The organism is Bradyrhizobium sp. CCGB01 (assembly GCF_024199795.1).
Taxonomy (GTDB): Bacteria; Pseudomonadota; Alphaproteobacteria; order Rhizobiales; family Xanthobacteraceae; genus Bradyrhizobium.
In genome coordinates this window covers 5,243,474-5,264,942 of the sequence record NZ_JANADK010000001.1, presented here as the reverse complement: position 1 = coordinate 5,264,942, position 21,469 = coordinate 5,243,474, and the positions used below count along the sequence as shown (strand labels likewise).

Here is a 21,469-nt window from a genome sequence, read left to right as displayed (position 1 = left end):
GCGCTCCTGCCCGGTCCCGGGCAGGAGCGCATGTCACGATATCGTCAGGCGTCCGTCCGATTCCTCCAGGGGAAGAGGTTGGCGGGGAAGTCGGCGGCCGGCTTGCGCGGGCGATGCGGCGGGGGCGGCACTGGACGTGCACCGGGCTCCGAGGCGATCACCTTGCGGTAGAGGTGCCAGGTGGCATGGCCGAGCAGGGGGATCACCACGGCAAGGCCGAGGAACGCCGGGATCGTGCCGAGCGCCAGCAGCACCGCGACGATCAGGCCCCAGGCCAACATCGGCACCGGGTTCTTGGCGACGACGCGCAGCGACGTCACCATCGCCTCGAACGCGCCGGCATGGCGGTCGAGCATCAAGGGGAACGACACGGCGCTGATGCAGAGCGCGGCAAGCGCGAACAGGAAGCCGGTGCCGCAGCCGACCACGATCAGCCACCAGCCTTGCCGGCTGGTGAGTGTCATGAAATCAGAGATCCCGGTCGCGCCCTCATAGCCGAACGCCGCGATATAGATCGCCTGCGCGGTCGCAACCCAGGTCACGAACAGCGCGAGCAGCAGTGTGCCGAGACCGAGCATGGCGCCGAACGATGGCGAGCGCAGCACCTCCATGGCATCCCAGGCGCTGGCCTCTTCATAGCGTTCGCGCCGGCTGGAGAGCTCATAGAGACCGAGGGCGGCGAACGGGCCGATCAGCGCGAAGCCTGCGGCCAGCGGGAACAACAGCGGCAGCACCGAATAGCCCATCACCGCGCGGGCGAGCACGAGGCCCAGCACCGGATAGATCACGCAGAGGATGATGGCGTGGCTCGGCACCGCCTTGAAATCTTCCCAGCCCCGCCTGAGCGCGTCGTGCAGATCGGAGATTTGGATGGTGCGGATCACCGGTCCAGCCGCCTTGGCGGTCTGGCCCACGGTGGGGACATTGCCCTGGTAGAGTGTGGCCATGGTCGCTAGCTCCCTTGCCATGCAGCCGAATTCGGCGCCGGCAACGGCGCAAGCGGCCGCTTTTCTGAGTTTCGCGATGTCGACCAGACGCGAATTCCGGACGCCATCGCGAGCTGAAGCTCAAGCGTACGCCCATTTCCGAGTCCTGTCCCTCACGCCTGGTTGAGATTCGATGCCGCACTGCAACCTCAATGATGTCATTCGGCCGTCATTTCGCCGCAGATAAGCTGATGCTGCTTGTCGGTTCGCAGGACTTCGCGGGCGCAACGCAGAAACTTCGTTTATAAGTGCCACTCAAGGCCCTTCCAACGGATCCTATTCGGGGAGCAGACATGAGCATTTTCGGGAAAATCATGGGCGCGATCTTCGGCAGCCATCCAGCTTCCGCCGCACCTGCAGGCAGCGCACCGTCGGGCAGCGCGCCCGCTAGCGCCGCGCCGGGCGGAGCAGCGCCTGCCGGCGCGCCTGCGTCGACAGTGGACGTTGCTGCGATCGTCGATGCGGCCGTGGCCGCGCACAAGGGCGAGAAGCTGGAATGGCGCACCTCGATCGTCGACCTCATGAAGGCGCTCGACATCGATTCCAGCCTCGCCGCGCGCAAGGATCTCGCCAAGGAGCTCGGCTATAGCGGCGACACCAACGATTCCGCGAGCATGAACGTCTGGCTGCACAAGCAGGTGATGTCCAAGCTCGCCGCCAATGGCGGCAAGCTCCCGCCCGAGATCAAGCACTGACCGATCGCTCGGTCGTAAGCCGGGGGCCCGCGATCTCGCGGGCCCTTTTGCATTCAGGCGACGAGGTCCGCATCTTCCGGATGCCTGTCGAGATAGTCGACGACGAAGCCGCAGCCGGCGATCACCTTCCTGCCGTCGCGGCGGATCAGGTCCAGCGCACCCTTGATCAGCTCGGATGCAATGCCGCGGCCGCGGAGCGCGCGCGGCGTCTCGGTGTGGGTGATGATCACGGCCGACGGCGTGAGCCGGTAATTGGCGAAGGCGATTTCGTTGCCGACATCGAGCTCGAAGCGACTGCTGTCCTTGTTGTCCCGTACCGTTGCCGCCATGCAATATCCTTCCGAAGCGCTGTCTGCCTCCTGATCTAGGCGCCAGCACCGGCTCTTGCCAAGGTGCGACCAGGGCAGCGGGGGCCAAGCTGCTGCCCGGCAACGGGAGATCCTAAATAATCCGCGATACGGCCCTTGCAAGTTCCAGGGCGATTGCCACGTCCTTTGAAGGACATACGCCTGAATGCGGCCGGCAGAGCTGCCAGACGTTCGGAGTATCATGTTCGCCAGCCGCAGACGTATGCCTCTGTCGTAGGAGGGTACTATGTCGGACTTTGGTTTCTTGAATACTCATCGAACGTGGGAAGATTGGTGCGGGATGTTGCTCGGCGCACTGATCGTCGTTTCGCCGTGGTTTCCCATCCAGGAACAACCGCCGATCGCCGGACACCAGATGATGATCCTGAATGCGGTCGCGGTCGGCCTTGTCGTGTTTGGCCTCAGCCAGCTCGAATATGTCGCGCTGCAGCGCTGGCAAGAGGTGACGACAATACTGATCGGGCTGTGGCTCATCGCCTCGCCCTATGTCATCGGCTATTCCGGCGAAGGCTATCTTCGCGTCTATCATACGAGCCTCGGCGCGGTGGTGGTGCTCCTCGGCGTGCTCCAGCTGTGGCAGGACTGGGACCTGAGTGACCAGGACATGCTCAGGCACGGGCAATAGCCTCAGAGACCGGCAGGCCCGCCTGGCTGCGGCGGGCCTGCGCCGTCATCTCTTCACCAGGTCCTGGTATTCCGGATGCTTCTCGATCCATGCCTTCACGAACGGGCATTCCGGGATCAGTTTCAATCCGGCCGCGCGGACGTGGTCGAGTGCGCCTTGCACCAGTTTCGAGCCGACGCCCTTGCCGCCGAGCTCCTTGGGGACGTCAGTGTGCTCGAAGGTGATGAAATTGCCGTCGAGCTTGTAATGCTCGGTCGCAAGATGGCCCTCGACCTCAAGCTCGAAGCGGTGATGGTCCTTGTTGTCGATGACGTCGCTCATGTCGTCTCCGGTCAGCTCTTCAGCGAGTCCGTCAGCATCTTGCGGATCGACCAGGCCTCGCCGTCGGACGAGCCCTTGATGTCGTCGATCCGCCAGCTATTGGCCTCGCGCACGAAGTCGTAACGCACGATCAGATCGGCGGGTTTGCGGTCGTTGCGGTGGCCGGTGATGGTCACCGCGATCGTCGCCTTGTCGGCCTCGATCTTCTCGGCGTCAACCTTGAACGATTTTACGTCCGGTTCCTGCGAATTGGTGACGGGATCGAAATCGACCGGCCCGACGTCGCCCTTCGGCGTATGCGCGTCCGCCCTGGCCCACAGCGCGACCAGCGCCTTGGAGAGATATTGCGCCTTGGCCGCCTTGTTCTCGATGACGAAGCCGCCGCCGCCGTCGCCCTTGCCCTTGGCCGCGCGGGTGTAGATCGCGGTCAGGATCGCGATGGGATCGCTGGAGACAGGCATTACGGCGAATGCGGGGGAGACGGTGGCAAGCAGAGAGGCGGCGACGAAGGTCCGACGGGTGAGCATGGAATGTCCCTGAGAGCATGGCGCGCGACCACAGGCCGGAACGGCCTGCGTCAGCGCGTATCTCTGTAGACCGATGGAGCCGCGGTTCGGTTCAATCGGTTGCTTTGGCGAGCCTGGAATCTTCGGGCTGCGGCTGCGGGCGGAGGCAGCCCTGGCAGATGACGAGCGAGCGGTTGACCCTGGCGTCCTGCTCGGCCTCGATGCTGTCCTGCGCCTGCCACCATTCCTTCGAATAGGGCTCAAGTCCGGCTTGCGATCTGTTGCGCTCGGATCGGCCAGCGGTCCGCGCAGGCCCGGACGCCGCACGCGACTTGTTGGGATCCTCGCCGGCGCCGTCCCAGGCATAGAGCGCAGGCTTGAAGGCGGGATCGGAGGCGAGATGCGCTTGCGGGGCCACGGCACATCCGGCGAGCGCCAGCGACAACAGGAGGAAGGCGGGCGCTTTGACCATGATGCAGCACTCTGTACGCAAGAACTGAGCGAGGTTGCGCCGATCATGTTTAAAATTCCCCGAACGATCGCAGCTGCGCCGGCGACAAACGCGCATGCGCCATCTGATCCTCATGCTCGCTCTGTTCGCCACTGCTGCGCGTGCCGACGAGGCAAAGCCCTTCAATCCCTCCGATTATCCGCCCGGCGTGCAGAAGGCGCTGCGCTATGCCAATGCCGAATGCGAGAGCCAGGATGGAGGTCCAGTGACCTTTGCCGCGGACACGGTGCGCAAGGTCGACCTGACCGGGGACGGCCGTGAGGACTACATCGTCGATTTTCGCGATACCAAATGCGGGGAGCGCGAGACCACCTATTGCGGAACCGGCGGCTGCGTCATGAACATCCTGGTGACTCTGCCCGATGGCAGCGTGCGCCCCGTGTTCGATGGCTATGTCCGCAGCTACAAGATTTTGGCGCCGCCGATGAAGCGCGGCGCCGCGCGCACCGTTCGCTTCGATCTGCACGGCAGCTATTGCGGCGGCTTTGGTGCGCAGGCCTGCTGGAAGGAGAAGGCCATTACGGCGACGCCATTCGCGTTCAAACAGCCGTAGGGCAGCTGTGCGGCAGGCGGCCTTGCGGGGCCGGTGGCGATGGCGATAAATGGGCTGAAACGAGCGGGCGGCTGGCATGCCGTCCGCCGCCGAAGAGGAAGCCCGATGCAGCCCCTGCGCATGTCCCGCCGCGTCATGAATCTCGCTCACATGCTGACGCAGAATGCGCGGCGGCATGGGGCGCGTTCCGGTTTCGTCTGGGGGGACAAATCCTGGACGTGGCGTGAGATCGACGCGCAGGTTTCGGCGCTGGCGGCTGCGCTCGCCGCGCGCGGCATCGTCAAGGGTGACCGCATCCTCGTCCATTCCAAGAATGGCGACGAGATGTTCTTCTCGATGTTCGCCGCGTTCCGGCTCGGTGCGGTCTGGGTCCCCACCAATTTCCGCCTGATGCCGGACGAGGTCACCTATCTCGCGCAGGCCTCCGGCGCCAAGGCGTTTCTGTGCCACGTCGATTTTCCCGAGCATGCCGCGGCCGTGAAGGGCGGCGCGCTGGAATTCACATGGAGCATCGACGGCAAGGCATCGTTCGGGGAGCGCTCGGTGGCCGATGCCATCGCTTCGCAAGCCGGCGCAAGCGTTACGAACGTCGACGTCGAGCACGACGATCCCTGCTGGTTCTTCTTCACCTCGGGCACCACGGGCCGCTCCAAGGCGGCGGTGCTGACCCATGGCCAGATGGGCTTTGTCGTCACCAACCATCTCGCCGATCTCACCCCCGGCGTCACGGAAGAGGACGCATCGCTGGTGGTGGCGCCGCTGTCGCATGGCGCCGGCGTGCATCAGCTGGTGCAGACCGCGCGGGGCGTGCGCACCGTGCTGCTGCCGACCGAGAAATTCGACATCGATGAGGCCTTCCGCCTGATCGAGGCCCATCGCGTCAGCAATCTCTTCACGGTGCCGACGATCCTGAAGATGATGGTCGAGCACCCCGCCGCGGATAAATACGATCACTCCTCGCTGCGTCACGTGATCTATGCCGGCGCGCCGATGTATCGCGAGGACCAGAAGGCCGCGCTGAAGAAGCTCGGCAAGGTCATCGTGCAATATTTCGGCCTCGGCGAGGTCACCGGCAACATCACTGTGCTGCCGGCGGCGCTCCACGATCCCGAGGACGGGCCGTACGCGAAGATCGGCACCTGCGGCTTCGAGCGCACCGGCATGCAGGTCTCGATCCAGGATGACGAGGGCCGCGAGCTCGCGGCCAACCAGAGCGGCGAGATCTGCGTGATCGGGCCTGCCGTACTTGCCGGCTATTACGACAACCCCGAAGCCAATGCGAAGGCGTTCCGCAACGGCTGGTTCCGCACCGGCGATCTCGGCCACATGGACGAGGAGGGGTTCGTCTATATCACGGGACGTGCCTCCGACATGTACATCTCCGGCGGCTCCAACATCTATCCGCGCGAGATCGAAGAAAAGATCCTGACCCATCCCGCGGTCGGCGAGGTCGCCGTGCTCGGCGTGCCCGATGCGACCTGGGGCGAGGTCGGGGTCGCCGTCTGCGTCGCGCGCGAAGGCGAGAAGCCCGTGAGTGAGGCGGAGATGGCGGCGTTCCTGTTGCCGAAGGTGCCGCGCTACAAGATGCCGAAGCGCTTCTTCTTCTGGGAGGCCTTGCCGAAATCCGGTTACGGCAAGATTCCAAAACGCATGGTGCGTGACGAGCTCGAGGCGCGCGGGCTGCTCGATCTCGACAAGAAGCAGGCAGGCTGAGCGTACGCGATGCGGAGTATCAAGCAGCCGGGCACGCCAGTCAGCGAGCGCATCCAATGGGTGGAGGCGAGGGGGCGCGCCTTCGCGTTCAGGCTCGAAGCAGGGCTGCCGCTGCTCGAAGCCGCGCGGCGTGGTTTTGCGGCGGAGGGGTTTGCCGGCGGCGTGCTGAATTTTGGCAGCGCTGCGCTCGGACCGTTCGCATACGTGATGCCGGCGCTGTCGAAGACAGCTGAGAACGCGGCGTTCTACAGCGACACTTTCCGCCCTAGCGGCGTGACGCGCACCAGGCTCGGCAGCATGACGCTGGGCACGCGCGACGGCGCGCCGTTCTTTCATTGCCATGGGCTGTGGACCGAGGCGGACGGCAAGACGAGCGGCGGCCACATGCTGCCGGATGAGACTGATGTCGCCGAGCCGTTCGTGGTCGAGGCCTTTGGCGTCGATGGCGCGATGTTCACGGCCGAGCCTGACCCGGAGACCAATTTCAAGCTGTTCGGGCCAGTCGCGGCCGCGAGCACCGGCGCGCGCGCCACCAGCCGCGCCTTCGCACTGCGGCTGCGTCCCAATCAGGATTTTGCCGGCTGTCTCGAAGCGTTCTGCCGCGCGCACGGCATCGCGCGTGCGAAGATCCACGGCGGAGTCGGCTCGACCATCGGCGCGCGCTTCACCCATGGCGGCGTGACCGTACCGTTCGCGACGGAGCTTGCGATAACGGCCGGCGTGATCGCGCCGGGAGCTTCCGGCGCGCTGGAAGCCGCGCTCGATGTTGCCCTGATCGACTACACCGGCGGCATTGCGGAGGGCCGTTTGATCCGCGGCGACAATCCTGTGCTGATGACCATGGAGCTGGTGCTCGAGGTGTTAGGCTAGGATCGGCGCGCGATCATCAGTGAGCACGCAGTTTGGCAATCGCCAGGTACGTGGATTCACTCATGCTCGAGATGCCGGAGCTCGATCCTTGAAAGAGATTGAGCAAGGGAGATTGTCCCTGGCCGGTGCTCTCGCTGTTTTTGACGTCATACATGGCGGAGAAACGACTCAGCAGCTTTTCGACCTTCGCGGGATCGGACAGATCCTTGATCTTCATGAATTTGTCCACGAATTTGGCCTGCTGATCGATCGGCATCGCCGCCATCGAATCCGGCAGATTGAAGGTGGTCCTGAACACCTCCGAAAGCGCCTTGTCGGCCAGGATGTCGTATGCGGACGTGATTTCTCCCGCCTTTCGCTGGAAATAGAGCGCCAGGCGCACGCCGGGATTCGTATCGCCCTGCTGCTGCTCCAGGCTTTGCTGGAGATAGTTCGCCTGCGTTTCCCGGAATTGATCCCGCTTCTGCGGACCCATCATCGCCAGGCGCGCGACGTTACCCTTGCTGTCGAAGTTGAACGACGCCACGATTTCGGCAAATCGAGGATCGCTCTGCGCGTTCACGAAGCTCTTCTTGTCGTTCAGGTCGGATGCGAAGATCTTCTTGAGAAAATCGTCGCTGACCTTCCTGGGGTCCAAACCCTTGGCCAGGAGAATAAAATCGACCATCGGCCGGTTTGCAAGAAGATCGGAAACGCTGTCGATGCCTGCGATCGCCTCCTGATAGTCCGTCGCATCCTTGGTGGCTTGTGCCCGAACGGCCGCCTGCTGCTGGGTGCTCGCCGTGCTTGCACTCTTCACCGCTTGAATGACGTAGTCCTTCGCAATCTGGAGGACTTCAGCCCGGTCCTGAGCAACCAGGGGGGTCGTCAGATTGCCCTTTGCGTCGAAGTTGAAGGCGCGCGCGAGCTCTACGTACCGATTGTCCTTGAGGGTATAGACGTAGCTCTTGGGATCGCTGAGGTCGCTTTCGAGGACAGCCTTGACGGTAGCCTGCGAGACCTGTTTGGGATCGAGGCCGACGGCGCCCAGTGCAAAATCATACACGGCTGGTGTCGATACGAGCGACTGGACTGAATTGATATTGAGGATGGCGTTTCTGAAATTCTTGATTGCCGCAGCTTCGCTCAGCGGGCTTGCCGCCGCATAGACGGCGGACTTGCTGTCGTCGAACTGTTTTTTGGTGAGCGTGATGTTTGCGGCCGTCTGGGCGGGCACACCCGACGGAAGCGACCCGTCAGCCGAAAACTCGAACGCGCCAGCCAGATCTACGAACTCGCCGATCGTCGAGATCTGGTCGTTGAGGCTGGAAACGCTCTTCGTATATGTCTCCAGATGATATTTTTCGACCAGGATCTGGACGTTCAACTGGGCTACGTCTGCGCCCGGTTGCGAGAGCTGGGCCGTGTAGTCGGCGATCTTCGTATTGGTGGCGTTCACATCTGATTTGGCTTGCGTAAGCTGGGCGTTGAGGCCGGTCAGCTGGGAGGTGAAGGTGGTGCTGACGTAGCTGTTTGGATCGGACGGATCGCTGCGCAGGACCTGGCTTATGGTGTCACGCGGCCACTTGCTCTCGTCGATCCCGAATGCCGAATAGACATAATTGCGAAGACGGTCGTCGTTCAGCAGCTGGTCTGCACTGGTGATGCCGCCGATTTTGGAGTTGTAGTAATTCGTGTCGTCGGCGAGTGCGTCGACCTGGCTTTTCATGGTCGCCGTGTACAGGCCGATCATCTCGTCGGTCTGGTTCTCCGATTGCGCAACCGGCGTCGCACTGCCGTTGAAGGAAAACGCCGCGGCAAACTCCTGGTAACGCTTGTCGACCAGCTTGTTGACGAAGCTCTTGGAGTCGTTGAGGTCGCTCTCCAGCACCTTCTTCATGAAGGCCTTGGCGTAGGCCATGTCTTCCAGGCCATATGCCTTCATCGCATAATGATAAAGGCGATAATCCTTCATGAAATCGTCGACGGTCTTCACCTTGCCGATGTTGGCTTTGTAATAGGCGGCCTCCCGCGCCACGTCCGCTTGCTGTTCGACCCGCGTCAGGGACTGCTTGAGGTTGCGCGTGATGTAGTTGTAACCGAAATACGTTGATACCATCGCGCATTCCTCGCGGCTTTTAAGGTCCCGGACTTCCGCCAATCATTGCCGGGTCGCGAGGTGGGGCTGGCCTCATGCCAGCAGACGGTCTTGCAGCTACGTTTTCTTGAGGCGATTCTTGCCCACAATCTTAGATTTTAGTGTTCACCCAAGTGACGCATATTGAGTCTGTTTCTATGTGTTTCTGTATGTTTCTCAGATGCGGCTTTCGTGAAGATTGTGTTCCTGATATGTTCTAACCGACGTTCGGGTCCGCTTGTGGGCACCCTTGCGCATCCTCGCGGCACGTCGTGCCCGAGCTTTGCTTCGGTCGCAGCCCCCGAAAGTGCCGAGGGCGCAGGGAAGGCCGGGTGCCGGCGGGCACCCGCGGTCCGCTGTGCGCGAAATGCGCTGGAAGTGATGCACAGCGGCATACAGGTTAAGCCAAACATCCGGCCTTCCCTGCGCAGTGGGTTGACGGCTTATGTCGTGCTCTCCCCGGGGAGCGATGCACTATTGCCCCCGTCGCCTTGCCGATGGCTGATGTTGCGGACCCGGTCGGGCCGCACGCATCACCGCAAGACTTGGCACACAGGCCCCGGGCGCCAGGACCACACGATTTTGCCGTAGGCAGGCTGCACCGGTCGTGTGCGCGCGGCGCCTGCTCACGGTGTGACCCGCCCCTGCAAACCACCTTCGCGCCGACGCCGCCTGCGTCCACCACGTCCCATCCCGCGTTCGTGACGATCGCGATCCGCCCCTCGGCCGGGTTGGGATGGCTTTCTATGTGATAATCCGAAATACGGATAAAGAGAATTATTTTCGCGTGGTGTGGTTGACCCTCCCGTTGGGTGTTTTGCCCGCCGGGCGGCGCAAGGGGTTGTGGAGCGCGCGAGCGCCCGCCGCAACGGCGCCACGAACAGGTCTCCCCGCAGCCGCAAAATGCGCTACCATGATCCCAGCGCGCCTCAAGTCGCGCACGATCAACTGGACGCATGAGGAAACGAGATGAGGGTGACGATTGGACGGCGCACGGTCATGGCCGCGGTGCTGACTGCCGCGGGCGCGGCGGCTTTGACGGCGGCGTTGGCGCCAGCCTTTTCACCTGCCTGGGCGCATGGGCCGACCCGGCAGAAGGTGCGCGAATCCATCGAGATCAACGCAGCCCCGGCCAAGGTGTGGGCCGCAATCGGCAATTTCCAGGACATGAGCTGGCTTCCGCCCGTCACCAAGACCGAGGGCGAGAAGGGCAACGAGATCGGCGCCACGCGGAAGCTAACGCTGACGGGAGGAGCCACCGTCGACGAGGAGCTCTACAAGTTCGACGCCGCCGCGATGACCTATTCCTACCGGATCACCACCGTCGACGTGAAGGTCTTGCCGGTCACCAATTATTCCTCGACGCTGACGGTGACGCCCAGCGCCGACGGCAAGGGCTCGACGCTGGAGTGGGCCGGCGCATTCTACCGCGGCTTTCCCAACAACGATCCGCCGCCGGAGCTGAGCGACGAGGCCGCCAAGACTGCAGTGAGCGGGCTCTACAAGGCCGGCCTCGAGGCGCTGAAGAAGAAGATCGAGAGCGGAAGCTGACCGTGCGGACGCTGGCCCTGGCGGCGCTCGCCGCCAGCCTTTGCGTTGCCGGTCTCGGCAGCGCGGCCGCCGAGGAGGCGTTCGTCACCAACCAGCTCAGCGACGATCTGATGGTCGTGGACCTCGCGACATCGCGCAGCGTCGCGACCATCCCGATCGGCGGCAAGCCGGCCGGTGTGGCCGTCAGCGCGGACGGGCGCTTTGCCTATGTGACGAGCCCCGACGCCAAGGCCGTGACCGTGGTCGACGCAGCAACGCGGCAGGTCGCTGGCCGCGTCGAGGTCGGCGGCGGGCCGCTCGGCATTGCCGTCGCGCCCGACGGCAAGACGGTCTATGTCGCCGACTGGTATGCGGCGGCGGTGCGGGTGATCGATGCGGCCTCGCGCAGTGTCACGGCCAGCATCGCAGTCGGCGCCTCGCCGTCGGGCCTGGCAGTGATGCCTGACGGCAAGCTGCTGCTCTCGGCGGACCGCGACGACGACAGTGTCTCGGTCGTGGACACCGCGACCCGCCAGCGCAAGACGACCATCAAGGTCGGCACCCGCCCGTTCGGCGTCACCATCGATGCCGAGGGCAAGCGCGCCTATACCGCCAATGTCGGCTCCGACGACGTCTCCGTGATCGACATTGCAGAGGCGCGCGAGATCGGCCGCGTGGCGGTCGGGATGCGTCCCTATGCGGTGGCGCTGACGCAGGGCCGGGGGTTCGTCACCGACCAATATGGCGGCACCGTCAGCGTGTTCGACCTTGCGACGCTGAAGCCGGTGAAGCGCATCAATGTCGGTGACTATCCGGAAGGCATTGCCGCGACCGCGGACGGCAAGCGCGTCATCGTGGCGTGCTGGGAGAGCAACACGCTCCACATCATCGATGCAGCCGAGCTGAAAGTGGTCGGCGAGATCAAGACCGGCGACGGCCCGCGCGCGTTCGGGGCGTTCTTGCGGAGGACGGAGTAGGGGGCTGTTCAGGTGCCGTAGGGTGGGCAAAGGCGCATCGCGCCGTGCCCACCGTCTCCCTCGGCCTGGCACGTGGGCACGCTTCGCTTTGCCCACCCTACGGCACTTGCTTCGCGGCAAACGCCTGCAGCTTCGCGAAAAAATCCCTCAGGATCGGGTTGCGATCCACGTAGGTCACGTAACGGATCGGATGCCGCCGGCGATCCACGCTCCAGGTCATCTGATCGGTCAGAACCGGGGCCGGGATGATCACGCTCGGTGCCCACACGGGATTGAGCAGCCAGCCGACCGCCGCCATGTCCCAGATCTCCTTGGCCCAGCCCATGTGGTCGGAGGAGTATTCCTTGAAGCGCATGGCGAGGAACGCGCCGATGCTGCCATGTGGTTCGACATAGCGCTCGATCTCCGGCACGGTACTGTGAAGGCGCGAGGTCACGCCCTTGCACGGCACGAGGACGAGCGGCACGCCGCTGTCGAGCAGCACCTGAGCGCCGCCGACATCCTGCTTGAGGTTGAACTCGATGGTATCGGGCCATTCCAGCGCATGGCCGCCGAGCCAGACCACCACGACGCGGTCGATGATGTCGGGCGCCTCGAGCAGCGCAGAGGCGACGTTGCTGATGGCGCCGATGGCAATCACATAGAGCGGTTTGTCTGGCGAGCCCGCCCGCGCCCGGGCCACGAGATCGTCGACGGCGGCTGCCGGCCGTGCGGTCTTGGCCGAACCGACATAGTCGGTGACACCGCGATGAACCAGGCCGTCAGGCGCGACGTTCAGGCGCTCCAGCAGGCGAAGGATTTCCTGATAGCTCAGCTCCATGCCGTGGCCGGGACTGTCCGCGCGCGCGTTGAAGAACGGCGCGGCATAGATCGCCTCGACGTCAAAACGTTCCGGCGACAGCAGCATCTGCACCAGCGCAAACTGATCGTCGATCTCGTTATAGGTGTCGGTGTCGAGCACGACGCGCAACCGGCCGACCGGCGGCGCCAGGAGCTTGAGGCGGGCTGCGTCCGTGAGTGTCATCATCGCCTCTCCGAGCAGTTCATATGGTGGGTTAGGCGCTGCTGCGCGAAGCGTGGTCCCTGGCGTAACCCACCTCGTCTGTCTCTGCGGATGCGAACAGTGGTGGATTAGGCTTCGCTAATCCACCCTACGTTTCCGCACAAGGTCTCCGCAATGTCGCCCATGTGTTCAAACATGTGATCGGGCGCAAGCGCCTGCAACGCGGCTGGCGCAGCATAGCCCCAACTGACCGCGCCGCAGGCAATCCCCACGGCCCGCGCCGCCTCGATGTCGCGGACCTCGTCACCGATCGCGATCACCTTGTCCGGGTCCACGCCCGCGCGCCTGATGACCCGGCGGAATTTCGCGGGCTTGCCGAACAACGATGCCGCGCAGTCGAAATGCGCGATCAGGGCGGCGGAATCGCCGAGCTTTTCACGCGCATTGGCCTCGCTGTCGGACGTCACCAGCGCGAGCTGCACGCCGTTATCGGCCAGCGTCCGCAGCATCGTCTCGACGCCCGCGAAAAGCGAGATCTCGGCCGCCGCCTCCGCCTTCAACCGCCGCGCATGCCGGGCGATCGCCGGCAGCTTCCACAGCGGCACCTCGAGGCGGGCGAGGATCTCGCGGCTCGATGCATGCCGCAGCCCCTCGATGTCTTCATCCGCGACGCGGCGAAAGCCGAAGCGGTCGGCGACATCGTTGATGGTGCGCAGGAACCACGGAAAGCTGTCGGCCAGCGTGCCGTCGAGATCGAAGATGGCGAGGGAGTAGGGCATGGAAAAGAAGTTACGGCCTCAGGATTTCCATACCGTTTCTTCGGTCCATCCGAGATCGTCGAATTCGGCGGACCTGAGCGGCGCTTCGCCCTCGGCGAAGAACTCGTCGAGCTGAGGCGGCGCGACGCTGGTTTCGGAGAGCATGGCGTGCGCCTGTCCGCGGTGATGGATTTGATGCTGAAACAGATGCATGAGCAGCCGGTCGCGGCGTTCGGTCTGAACGCTCGTGTCGCGGTTGATCCGGACAAAGCCGTCGAGACCTTCAGGTGTCAGCGCGTCGCAGACGGCGAGCAGTCGCTTGTCCATTGCTGCCTGGGCAGGTTTCAGCTCGGAAAGCGAGGGATACGGCACCTCGTTTTCAAAGGCTCGTGGTCCGAGCCAGCCGCCCTCAAGCGCATCGATGTAGAAGAGGTCGATGACGTAGATGTGGTTCAGCGTGCGCTGAATGCTCGGGAAGAAGCCGGTTCGCGCGGCTTCGAATTCGGCCTGGCTGAGACCGGTGCAGGCTGTGAGCAGGCGATGGTTGGCCCAGGCATTGTTATAGGCGAACGACCGATAGGTCTGCACGAGTCCTGCGGACACAAATGTTCTCCCATGGACCGACATGTCGGCGGAAGCTACTCCGCCGCCTCGCTCGCTGTCCGCCTTCGCTTCGGCTTCCGGGCCTTCTCCAGCACCGGAGCCAGAAACTGCCCCGTATAGCTCCTAGGCGCTTTCGCGATGTCTTCCGGGGGGCCCCAGGCGACGATCTCGCCGCCGCCGTCGCCGCCTTCGGGACCGAGGTCGATGACCCAGTCGGCCGTCTTGATGACTTCGAGATTGTGCTCGATGACGACGACCGTGTTGCCTTGCGCGACCAGTTCGTGCAGCACTTCCAGGAGCTTCTTGACGTCGTGGAAGTGCAGGCCGGTGGTCGGCTCGTCCAGGATGTAGAGCGTGCGGCCGGTGGCACGTTTTGACAATTCCTTGGCGAGCTTGACGCGCTGGGCTTCGCCGCCCGACAGCGTGGTGGCCTGCTGCCCGACATGGATGTAGTCGAGGCCGACGCGGTGCAGGGTCTGGAACGTCTCGCGCACGCGCGGCACCGCCTTGAAGAACTCGGCGGCTTCCTCGACGGTCATGTCGAGCACGTCGGCGATGCTCTTGCCCTTGAACAGGACTTCCAGCGTTTCGCGGTTGTAGCGTTTGCCCTTGCAGACGTCGCAGGTGACGTAGACGTCGGGCAGGAAGTGCATCTCGATCTTGATGACGCCGTCGCCCTGGCAGGCCTCGCAGCGGCCGCCCTTGACGTTGAAGGAGAAGCGTCCGGGCTCGTAGCCGCGCGCTTTCGCCTCGGGCAGGCCGGCGAACCATTCGCGGATCGGGGTGAAGGCGCCGGTATAGGTCGCGGGATTCGAGCGCGGGGTGCGGCCGATCGGCGACTGGTCGATGTCGATGATCTTGTCGATGTGCTCGAGGCCCTCGATGCGGTCGTGCGGGGCTGCACCCTCGCTGGCGTTGTTCAGCTTGCGGGCGATCGCGCGGTAGAGCGTGTCGATCAGGAGCGTCGACTTGCCGCCGCCGGAGACGCCGGTGACGCAGGTGAACAGGCCGAGCGGAATCTCGGCGGTGACGTTCTTGAGGTTATTGCCGCGCGCGTTGACCACCTTGATGGTGCGGCGATGGTTCGGCGGGCGCCGTTCCGGCACCTCGACCTCGAGCTCGCCGGTGAGGTATTTGCCGGTGAGCGATTTCGGATTGCGCATGATCTCGGCGGGCGTGCCTTCGGCGACGATGTTGCCGCCATGCATGCCGGCGCCGGGCCCGATGTCGAGCACGTAATCGGCGAGGAGGATCGCGTCCTCGTCATGCTCGACCACGATCACGGTGTTGCCGAGGTCGCGCAGCCGCTTGAGCGTATCGAGCAGGCGCGCATTGTCGCGCTGGTGCAGGCCGATCGAAGGCTCGTCCAGCACGTAGAGCACGCCAGTCAGCCCCGAGCCGATCTGTGACGCCAGGCGGATGCGCTGGCTCTCGCCGCCGGACAGCGTGCCGGACGAGCGGGAGAGGGTGAGGTAGTTGAGGCCGACGTCGAGCAGGAAGGTGAGGCGCTCGCGGATTTCTTTCAGGATGCGGCCCGCGATCTCGTTCTGCTGCGCGTTCAGGGAATCCGGCACGGTCTCGAACCACTCGCCGGCCTTCCGGACCGACAGCTCCGAGATCTCGCCGATGTGTTTGGTGCCGACCTTGACGCAGAGCGCCTCCGGCTTGAGCCGAAAGCCCTTGCAGCCCTCGCAGGGCACGTCATGGAAATATTTTGCGAGCTCCTCGCGCGCCCATTCGCTCTCGGTCTCGCGGTAGCGGCGGTTGATGTTGGTGATCACGCCCTCGAACGGCTTCTTGGTGTCGTAGGAGCGCACCCCGTCCTCGTAGGAGAACTTGATCTCGTCCTCGCCGGACCCGTGAAGGATCGCGTTCTGCGTCTTCTTGGGCAGATCCTTCCATTTGGTGGTCAGCGTGAACTTGTAGTGCTTGCCGAGCGCCGTCAGCGTCTGAATGTAGTAAGGCGACGACGACTTGGCCCAGGGCGCGATCGCGCCCTTGCCGATGGCGAGCTCCTTGTCGGGGATGACGAGGTCTTCGTCGACATGCTGCTCGACGCCGAGACCGCCGCAGGCCGGGCAGGCGCCGTAGGGGTTGTTGAACGAGAACAGTCGCGGCTCGACCTCGGGGATGGTGAAGCCGGAGACCGGGCAGGCGAATTTTTCCGAGAACAGGATGCGCTCGGGCCCGCTCTTGTCGTGGATTTTCGCGGTCTTCTTTTTCTCTTTTTCCTCCGCGGGCGCTGCCGCCGGCGCGTCGGCGAACTCGACGACGGCAAGACCTTCGGCGAGCTTCAGTGCGGTCTCGAAGCTCTCGGCCAGGCGCTGGCCGATATCGGCGCGCACCACGATGCGGTCGACCACGACGTCGATGTCATGCGGGAATTTCTTGTCGAGAACAGGCGCTTCGGCGAGCTCGTAGAAGGTGCCGTCGATCTTGACGCGCTGAAAGCCCTTCTTGAGCCATTCGGCGAGCTCCTTGCGGTACTCGCCCTTGCGGCCGCGCACGACGGGAGCGAGCAGGTAGAGGCGGGTGCCTTCGGGCAGCGCCAGCACGCGGTCGACCATCTGCGAGACAGTCTGGCTTTCGATCGGCAGGCCGGTGGCGGGCGAATAGGGCACGCCGACGCGCGCCCAGAGCAGGCGCATGTAGTCGTAGATCTCGGTCACGGTGCCGACCGTCGAGCGCGGGTTCTTCGACGTCGTCTTCTGCTCGATCGAGATCGCTGGCGAGAGGCCGTCGATCTGGTCGACGTCGGGCTTCTGCATCATCTCCAGGAACTGGCGGGCATAGGCCGACAGCGATTCGACGTAGCGGCGCTGGCCTTCGGCATAGATGGTGTCGAAGGCGAGCGAGGATTTTCCCGAGCCCGACAGGCCGGTGAACACCACGAGCTTGTCGCGGGGAAGCTCGACATCGACATTCTTGAGGTTGTGCTCGCGCGCGCCACGGATCGTAATTGCGCGCAGGTGCGATCCCGCGTTCTGCTGTTGGCGCTTCGCCTTGATCACTTCATCCATCCGAGTTGCCCTCAAGGAATCCCAAAGGTGCGCGATCGCGCCAACAAAAAAGGCGCGCTTCGCCCGGAACCGGGATCGGCGCCGATGGGTATGTCAGCGAACGTAGGAAGAACGGGGACGGATTTCCAGTGGGACTTGCGAATCGTCAACGGATTGTTGGCGCGCTGGCGGCATCTGGCAGGAGGGGGCATCCGGAACATGTCAAGGAAAAGGCCAAGGACATGGCAAAGGGCCGGCGTGAAGCCGGCCCTTCGTTCGCGTTTGAATGCGGACTTGGGGCAATCCGCACATGATCAGGACTTGGAGGTTCCTGCGAGAAACGCTTGCTCAGTATTTGGCGACGACCGGGTTGCCCCAGCGATAGTTGATGCGGATCAGGCCCATGTCGATGTCCTGGCCGATCCGGTCGGTGCGCGGGAGGAAGCCGCCGGTGAGGGTGGCGAAATCGGAATTGTGATGGCCGAGGAACACGTGGTTGTACTCGCCGCCGACCGACCAGTTCTCGGCAAAGCCCCATTCCACGCCGATACCGATGCTGTAGCCCCAGCGGGTCTGGTTGACGCTGTTGAATGCCGGCAGGCCGGGAAAGAAAATGTCGTATTTGTCGTGGGCGACGGCCGCGCCAGCCTTGCCGTAGAGCAGCAGGCTGTTGACGGCGTAGCCCATCTGGCCGGTGAACAGGCCGAAGCTGTCGATCTTGGTCTGGTTGGTCTGCGGCGCCAGCACCACGCTGACATTGCTGCCCTTGAAGTCGGCCCAGTTGCCCTGGCCTTCGACGCCGAGAACCCAGCGCCCCCTCTGCCAGCGATAGCCGAGCTGTCCGCCGATCGTGCCGCCGCCCGCGTTGTGACAGCCTTCGCCGATGGGAGGATCGACAGCGGCGCCCAGCGAGTTGGTCACGGCCCAGCAGGCATGGGCCCAGCCGCCACCGCCATTGATGCCGACATAGACGCCGCTCCAGTCGTAGGCGAGGACGGGCGCTACGGGGGCCTTGTAGAGCGGCAGTTCCGCGGCACCGGCGGGCGCGACCGCGCCGAGGGCGAGCAAGCTGACCGCAGCCAGCGTCCAAGTTTTCATGTCACGTCCCCAACGCACCCAGCCAATCCGCGTGGGCGATTCCCCGCCCACGATTCCTTGACGGTTCGGCGCTCCCGCGCGCGAAAACAAAAAGGCCGGCGCAAGGCCGGCCTTTCGTAACGCGATGGCGTTGGGGCGAAGCTTAGTACTTCGCTCAGTACTTGGCGACCACCGGGCCCCCGAAGTGATAGTTCACGCCGACCTGCACGGTGTGGAAGTTGAGTGTGCCGGTGGGCAGGACGCCCGAGAAGTAGGTCTCGCCGCCGAGGCTGCGATAGAGGTACTCGCCCTTGACCGACCACTGCGGGGCGAAGAAAGCTTCGACGCCGGCGCCGACGGTCCAGCCCGAGTGCCACTTGCTGTCGGAGATGCTCACGCCGAGTGCGCTGACGGTGAGCTTGTTGTCGATCCAGGCGTAACCGCCGGTGCCGTAGAACAGCACGTTGTTGACGGCCCAGCCGATGCGGCCGCGCACGGTGCCCATCGCGTCGGTCTTCGAGCTCAGGGTGGTGCTGACAATGCCGAAGCCGGGGACGGCGACGGGGCCCGTGGCCGAAGCGCTGACATCAGCCCAGGTGCCGTCGGCCTCGATGCCGAACACGACGTTGCCGGTCTGCCAGTTGTAGCCGGCGGTGCCACCGACGAAGCCACCCTTCATCTTCGGGTCGCCGGAGCCGTTTTCCCAGGCGCCGCCACCGACGATACCGAGGTAGAAGCCGGTCCAGTTGTAGACCGAGGCCACAGCCACCGGAGCCTTGGTGTAGGGGCGCGCCGCGAGATCAGCGGCCGAAGCCGGAGCGGCGAGAGCGAACAAACAGGCCGAAGCCAACAAAACCTTCTTCATTTTAACGTAATCCCAGTCCCGGTTTCTATTTTTGCCTTCCGTGCGCCGAAAGGGCATTAGACGCTGTGGTCCAACTGACGTCGTGCTTACACCAACAAAGCCGCAAGTTGTGTCTCCCAAAAGTCACAATAATTGCAAAACGTAACAATCGCTGACGTATAGTTCCTGTTGGCCTGCGCTCAGCAAAAAGGCCGGCGCGAGGCCGGCCTTTGAATTCTCAAGTGGGATCAGAGAGGTTAGTACCTCGCGATCATCGGGCCACCAAAGCGATAATTCAGGCGGACCAGGCCGATATCGACGTCCTGGCTGATGCGCTCAGAGCGTGTGGCGACGCCGAGCGGGGCGATCAGGAAGTTGCCAGAACCGCTGAAGCCGATGGTGCGATTGCCGAGGAAGATGTGATCGTACTCGAAGCCCACGGTCCAGTTCGGCGCGAATCCGAACTCGACGCCTGCACCGACGGTGCCGCCCCAACGGGTCTCGTTGGCCCGATCGAATTCGAGGCCGGTGACGGTGTCGTAGCTGCGGTAGCGATCGCTGACGACGGCGCCGCCGCCCTTCACGTAGACGAGGACGTTGTTCCAGGCATAGCCGACCTGGCCGGTAATCAGGCCGAAGGCGTTGATCTTGGACCGATCGCGAAGACCCGTGCCGAACAAGGTCGTACTGATATTGTCGCCGGAGAAATCGGCCCAGTTGCCCTGGCCTTCGAAGCCGAACACCCAATTGGCAGACTGCCAGCGGTAGCCGACCTGGCCACCGACCGTGCCGCCGGTGGCGTTGTGGCATCCTTCGCCGAGCAGAGTGCCGGTTACGGGCGTGACGAAGTCCCAGCACTTGTGACTGGTGCCGCCGCCGCCGTTGATGCCGAGGTAGAAGCCGCTCCAGTCGTAGATGGTAGCGACCATCGGTGGTGGAGCCTTGGTGTAGGGACGCGCAGCGAGATCTGCTGCGCTTGCGGGCGCCGAGAGGCCCAACGCGATTGCACCGATTGTACCAATCAAGATCTTATTCATTGCAGTCTCCCCAGTTTCGTCCGCTTCTTAAATTCCCCGAAGCGGTTGATCAGGCGCGACGCCCATATGAATCAATTCCAAGGCGAGCGTAGCTGAGCCGGGAGGCGGAGTCCGTCTCCGAAATGCAACAGTCGCGAGCCGGCTGAAGCGCCGCAACTTGATGAATGTTAAGAGTTTTTTCCTATTCGCGGGAACCCGAAAGGGTTCCATTCATCGCGCCGGTATCTGGTTGCAGATCAGAGCCCACCCAATTCCGCATTGCGCCTGGATCATCGAGAAGAACAAATCTGGAACACGCCGCGGGTCGGTGCTATATGTGGGGATAAGTTGAGGGGTACCGGGCTGATCAGCCCTCGCAAGCGTATACGGTCGCCTCAACAGGGCGACAGAGCTTCGCGGGGCGCGGGGTCGGCCTTTGAATTCAGTGGCATTTGGAGTGGAGAGCGGCGATGGCGGGAAGCGTCAACAAGGTCATTCTGGTTGGAAATCTCGGCAAGGATCCCGAAATCCGCCGCACCCAGGACGGGCGGCCGATCGCGAATCTGAGCATCGCCACCTCGGAAACCTGGCGCGACAAGAACAGCGGCGAGCGCAAGGAAAAGACCGAGTGGCATCGCGTCGTGATCTTCAATGAAGGGCTCTGCAAGGTCGCCGAGCAGTACCTGAAGAAGGGCGCGAAGGTTTACATCGAGGGCGCACTCCAGACCCGCAAATGGACCGACCAGAGCGGCGTCGAGAAGTACTCCACCGAGGTCGTGCTCCAGGGCTTCAACTCGACGCTGACGATGCTCGACGGCCGCGGCGGCGGAGGAGGCGGTAGCTTCGGCGACGAGCCGGGCGGCGATTTCGGCTCCTCCGGTCCCGTCAGCAGCGCACCGCGCCGTGCCGTTGCCGCCGGCGGCGGTGGTGGTGGCCGCAACAGCGACATGGACGACGATATCCCGTTCTAAGGTTCGGGAGGAGCGGACGCGGGTCGTGACAGGAAACGGCCCACGCGGCTTTCGAGTATCCGGACCAACATGGGGTCCATGAACTCGTAGTCGTCCGGGATGTCGAGGCAGATGACCCGCTTGCCATTCAAGCTGGATCGGAATTTCCGGTTCAGCTTGTTGCGGTGGGCCTTCTCCATGACGAAGATGATATCGGCCCACGCGACCTGTTCGGAAGACAGCAACACGTCCGCGCCGTTTGAGACGCCTGCCGAATCGGTCTCGATCCCCGGCCAGGTCGAAAAGACTTGTTCGGCGGTCGGGCTGCGAAGGCGATTGGCGCTGCAGACGAACAGGACGTTGGTCACTTCTGGCTCCAGGAGAACGATCGGGACCTTAAATACACACCTTCTGATCGTCGGTGGACTCTGGGACATCCCGAGCTCGG

22 protein-coding genes are annotated in these 21,469 nt (G+C 63.7%); 8 read left to right on the top strand and 14 right to left on the bottom strand.

Annotated features, from left to right (window positions below; translation table 11 throughout):
* Positions 1-44 precede the first annotated feature (44 nt).
* Positions 45-947: a DUF2189 domain-containing protein gene (locus tag NLM25_RS24285; protein ID WP_254138661.1), complete on the bottom strand. Its 903-nt coding sequence runs from the start codon at positions 945-947 to the stop codon at positions 45-47.
* A gap of 332 nt (positions 948-1,279) precedes the next feature.
* Here NLM25_RS24285 and NLM25_RS24280 point away from each other — a divergent pair, with 332 nt between their 5' ends.
* On the top strand, positions 1,280-1,681 hold the full coding sequence (locus NLM25_RS24280; RefSeq protein ID WP_254119732.1) for a DUF3597 domain-containing protein: 402 nt from the start codon (positions 1,280-1,282) through the stop codon (positions 1,679-1,681).
* Between the two features lie 53 nt (positions 1,682-1,734).
* Here NLM25_RS24280 and NLM25_RS24275 read toward each other — a convergent pair whose 3' ends face one another.
* Positions 1,735-2,010, bottom strand: a complete 276-nt coding sequence (locus tag NLM25_RS24275) for a GNAT family N-acetyltransferase (protein ID WP_254138660.1) — start codon at positions 2,008-2,010, stop codon at positions 1,735-1,737.
* Positions 2,011-2,275: 265 nt separating this feature from the next.
* Between NLM25_RS24275 and NLM25_RS24270 the strand changes: the two genes are divergently transcribed.
* Positions 2,276-2,674 carry an SPW repeat protein gene (locus NLM25_RS24270; protein WP_254119728.1) on the top strand — a complete coding sequence of 133 codons (399 nt, stop codon included), beginning with the start codon at positions 2,276-2,278 and terminating at the stop codon, positions 2,672-2,674.
* Between the two features lie 45 nt (positions 2,675-2,719).
* Here the strand turns inward: NLM25_RS24270 and NLM25_RS24265 are convergent, their stop codons facing one another.
* The 3 genes from NLM25_RS24265 to NLM25_RS24255 form a co-directional block, all read right to left on the bottom strand.
* Entirely contained in the window at positions 2,720-2,995 is a 276-nt protein-coding gene (locus NLM25_RS24265) for a GNAT family N-acetyltransferase (RefSeq protein ID WP_254138659.1), read from the bottom strand.
* Between the two features lie 11 nt (positions 2,996-3,006).
* Complete coding sequence (locus NLM25_RS24260) at positions 3,007-3,522, bottom strand: DUF3828 domain-containing protein (RefSeq protein WP_254138658.1); 516 nt, start codon at positions 3,520-3,522, stop codon at positions 3,007-3,009.
* 91 nt (positions 3,523-3,613) lie between these two features.
* Positions 3,614-3,973, bottom strand: coding sequence for a hypothetical protein (locus NLM25_RS24255; RefSeq protein WP_254138657.1), 360 nt, complete (start codon positions 3,971-3,973; stop codon positions 3,614-3,616).
* A 94-nt stretch (positions 3,974-4,067) separates the two neighbouring features.
* On the opposite strand from NLM25_RS24255, the gene NLM25_RS24250 reads away from it, so the two are divergent.
* The 3 genes from NLM25_RS24250 (at position 4,068) to NLM25_RS24240 (ending at position 7,148) form a co-directional block, all read left to right on the top strand.
* Positions 4,068-4,565, top strand: a complete 498-nt coding sequence (locus NLM25_RS24250; RefSeq protein WP_254138656.1) for a hypothetical protein — start codon at positions 4,068-4,070, stop codon at positions 4,563-4,565.
* Positions 4,566-4,670: 105 nt separating this feature from the next.
* A complete protein-coding gene (locus tag NLM25_RS24245) occupies positions 4,671-6,278 on the top strand; it encodes an acyl-CoA synthetase (protein ID WP_254138655.1) in 1,608 nt (535 codons plus the stop codon).
* A gap of 9 nt (positions 6,279-6,287) precedes the next feature.
* Positions 6,288-7,148, top strand: coding sequence for a PCC domain-containing protein (locus tag NLM25_RS24240; protein ID WP_254138654.1), 861 nt, complete (start codon positions 6,288-6,290; stop codon positions 7,146-7,148).
* A gap of 16 nt (positions 7,149-7,164) precedes the next feature.
* On the opposite strand, the gene NLM25_RS24235 is transcribed toward NLM25_RS24240, so the two are convergent.
* On the bottom strand, positions 7,165-9,246 hold the full coding sequence (locus NLM25_RS24235) for a DUF1217 domain-containing protein (RefSeq protein WP_254141256.1): 2,082 nt from the start codon (positions 9,244-9,246) through the stop codon (positions 7,165-7,167).
* Between the two features lie 987 nt (positions 9,247-10,233).
* Between NLM25_RS24235 and NLM25_RS24230 the strand changes: the two genes are divergently transcribed.
* A complete protein-coding gene (locus NLM25_RS24230) occupies positions 10,234-10,815 on the top strand; it encodes an SRPBCC family protein (RefSeq protein WP_254119714.1) in 582 nt (193 codons plus the stop codon).
* A gap of 2 nt (positions 10,816-10,817) precedes the next feature.
* On the top strand, positions 10,818-11,771 hold the full coding sequence (locus NLM25_RS24225; protein ID WP_254138653.1) for a cytochrome D1 domain-containing protein: 954 nt from the start codon (positions 10,818-10,820) through the stop codon (positions 11,769-11,771).
* A 97-nt stretch (positions 11,772-11,868) separates the two neighbouring features.
* Here NLM25_RS24225 and NLM25_RS24220 read toward each other — a convergent pair whose 3' ends face one another.
* From NLM25_RS24220 to NLM25_RS24190, 7 genes are all read right to left on the bottom strand, one after another.
* On the bottom strand, positions 11,869-12,798 hold the full coding sequence (locus tag NLM25_RS24220; protein ID WP_254138652.1) for a nucleoside hydrolase: 930 nt from the start codon (positions 12,796-12,798) through the stop codon (positions 11,869-11,871).
* 104 nt (positions 12,799-12,902) lie between these two features.
* Positions 12,903-13,553, bottom strand: a complete 651-nt coding sequence (locus NLM25_RS24215; RefSeq protein WP_254138651.1) for an HAD-IA family hydrolase — start codon at positions 13,551-13,553, stop codon at positions 12,903-12,905.
* Between the two features lie 18 nt (positions 13,554-13,571).
* The gene (locus NLM25_RS24210; protein ID WP_254138650.1) at positions 13,572-14,135 is read right to left on the bottom strand and encodes a DinB family protein; all 564 of its coding nucleotides are present in this window, start codon (positions 14,133-14,135) and stop codon (positions 13,572-13,574) included.
* A gap of 35 nt (positions 14,136-14,170) precedes the next feature.
* Positions 14,171-17,155, bottom strand: a complete 2,985-nt coding sequence (gene uvrA, locus NLM25_RS24205; RefSeq protein WP_254138649.1) for an excinuclease ABC subunit UvrA — start codon at positions 17,153-17,155, stop codon at positions 14,171-14,173.
* A gap of 327 nt (positions 17,156-17,482) precedes the next feature.
* Positions 17,483-18,232 carry an outer membrane protein gene (locus tag NLM25_RS24200; RefSeq protein WP_254138648.1) on the bottom strand — a complete coding sequence of 250 codons (750 nt, stop codon included), beginning with the start codon at positions 18,230-18,232 and terminating at the stop codon, positions 17,483-17,485.
* 154 nt (positions 18,233-18,386) lie between these two features.
* Complete coding sequence (locus NLM25_RS24195) at positions 18,387-19,076, bottom strand: outer membrane protein (protein ID WP_254138647.1); 690 nt, start codon at positions 19,074-19,076, stop codon at positions 18,387-18,389.
* A 236-nt stretch (positions 19,077-19,312) separates the two neighbouring features.
* Positions 19,313-20,092 (bottom strand): outer membrane protein, encoded by a 780-nt coding sequence (locus NLM25_RS24190; RefSeq protein WP_254119697.1) that lies wholly within the window; start codon positions 20,090-20,092, stop codon positions 19,313-19,315.
* Positions 20,093-20,541: 449 nt separating this feature from the next.
* On the opposite strand from NLM25_RS24190, the gene NLM25_RS24185 reads away from it, so the two are divergent.
* A complete protein-coding gene (locus NLM25_RS24185; protein WP_254119695.1) occupies positions 20,542-21,042 on the top strand; it encodes a single-stranded DNA-binding protein in 501 nt (166 codons plus the stop codon).
* Here the strand turns inward: NLM25_RS24185 and NLM25_RS24180 are convergent.
* Positions 21,039-21,389 (bottom strand): low molecular weight protein tyrosine phosphatase family protein, encoded by a 351-nt coding sequence (locus NLM25_RS24180; protein WP_254138646.1) that lies wholly within the window; start codon positions 21,387-21,389, stop codon positions 21,039-21,041. The genes NLM25_RS24185 and NLM25_RS24180 overlap by 4 nt on opposite strands.
* Between the last annotated feature and the right edge of the window lie 80 nt (positions 21,390-21,469).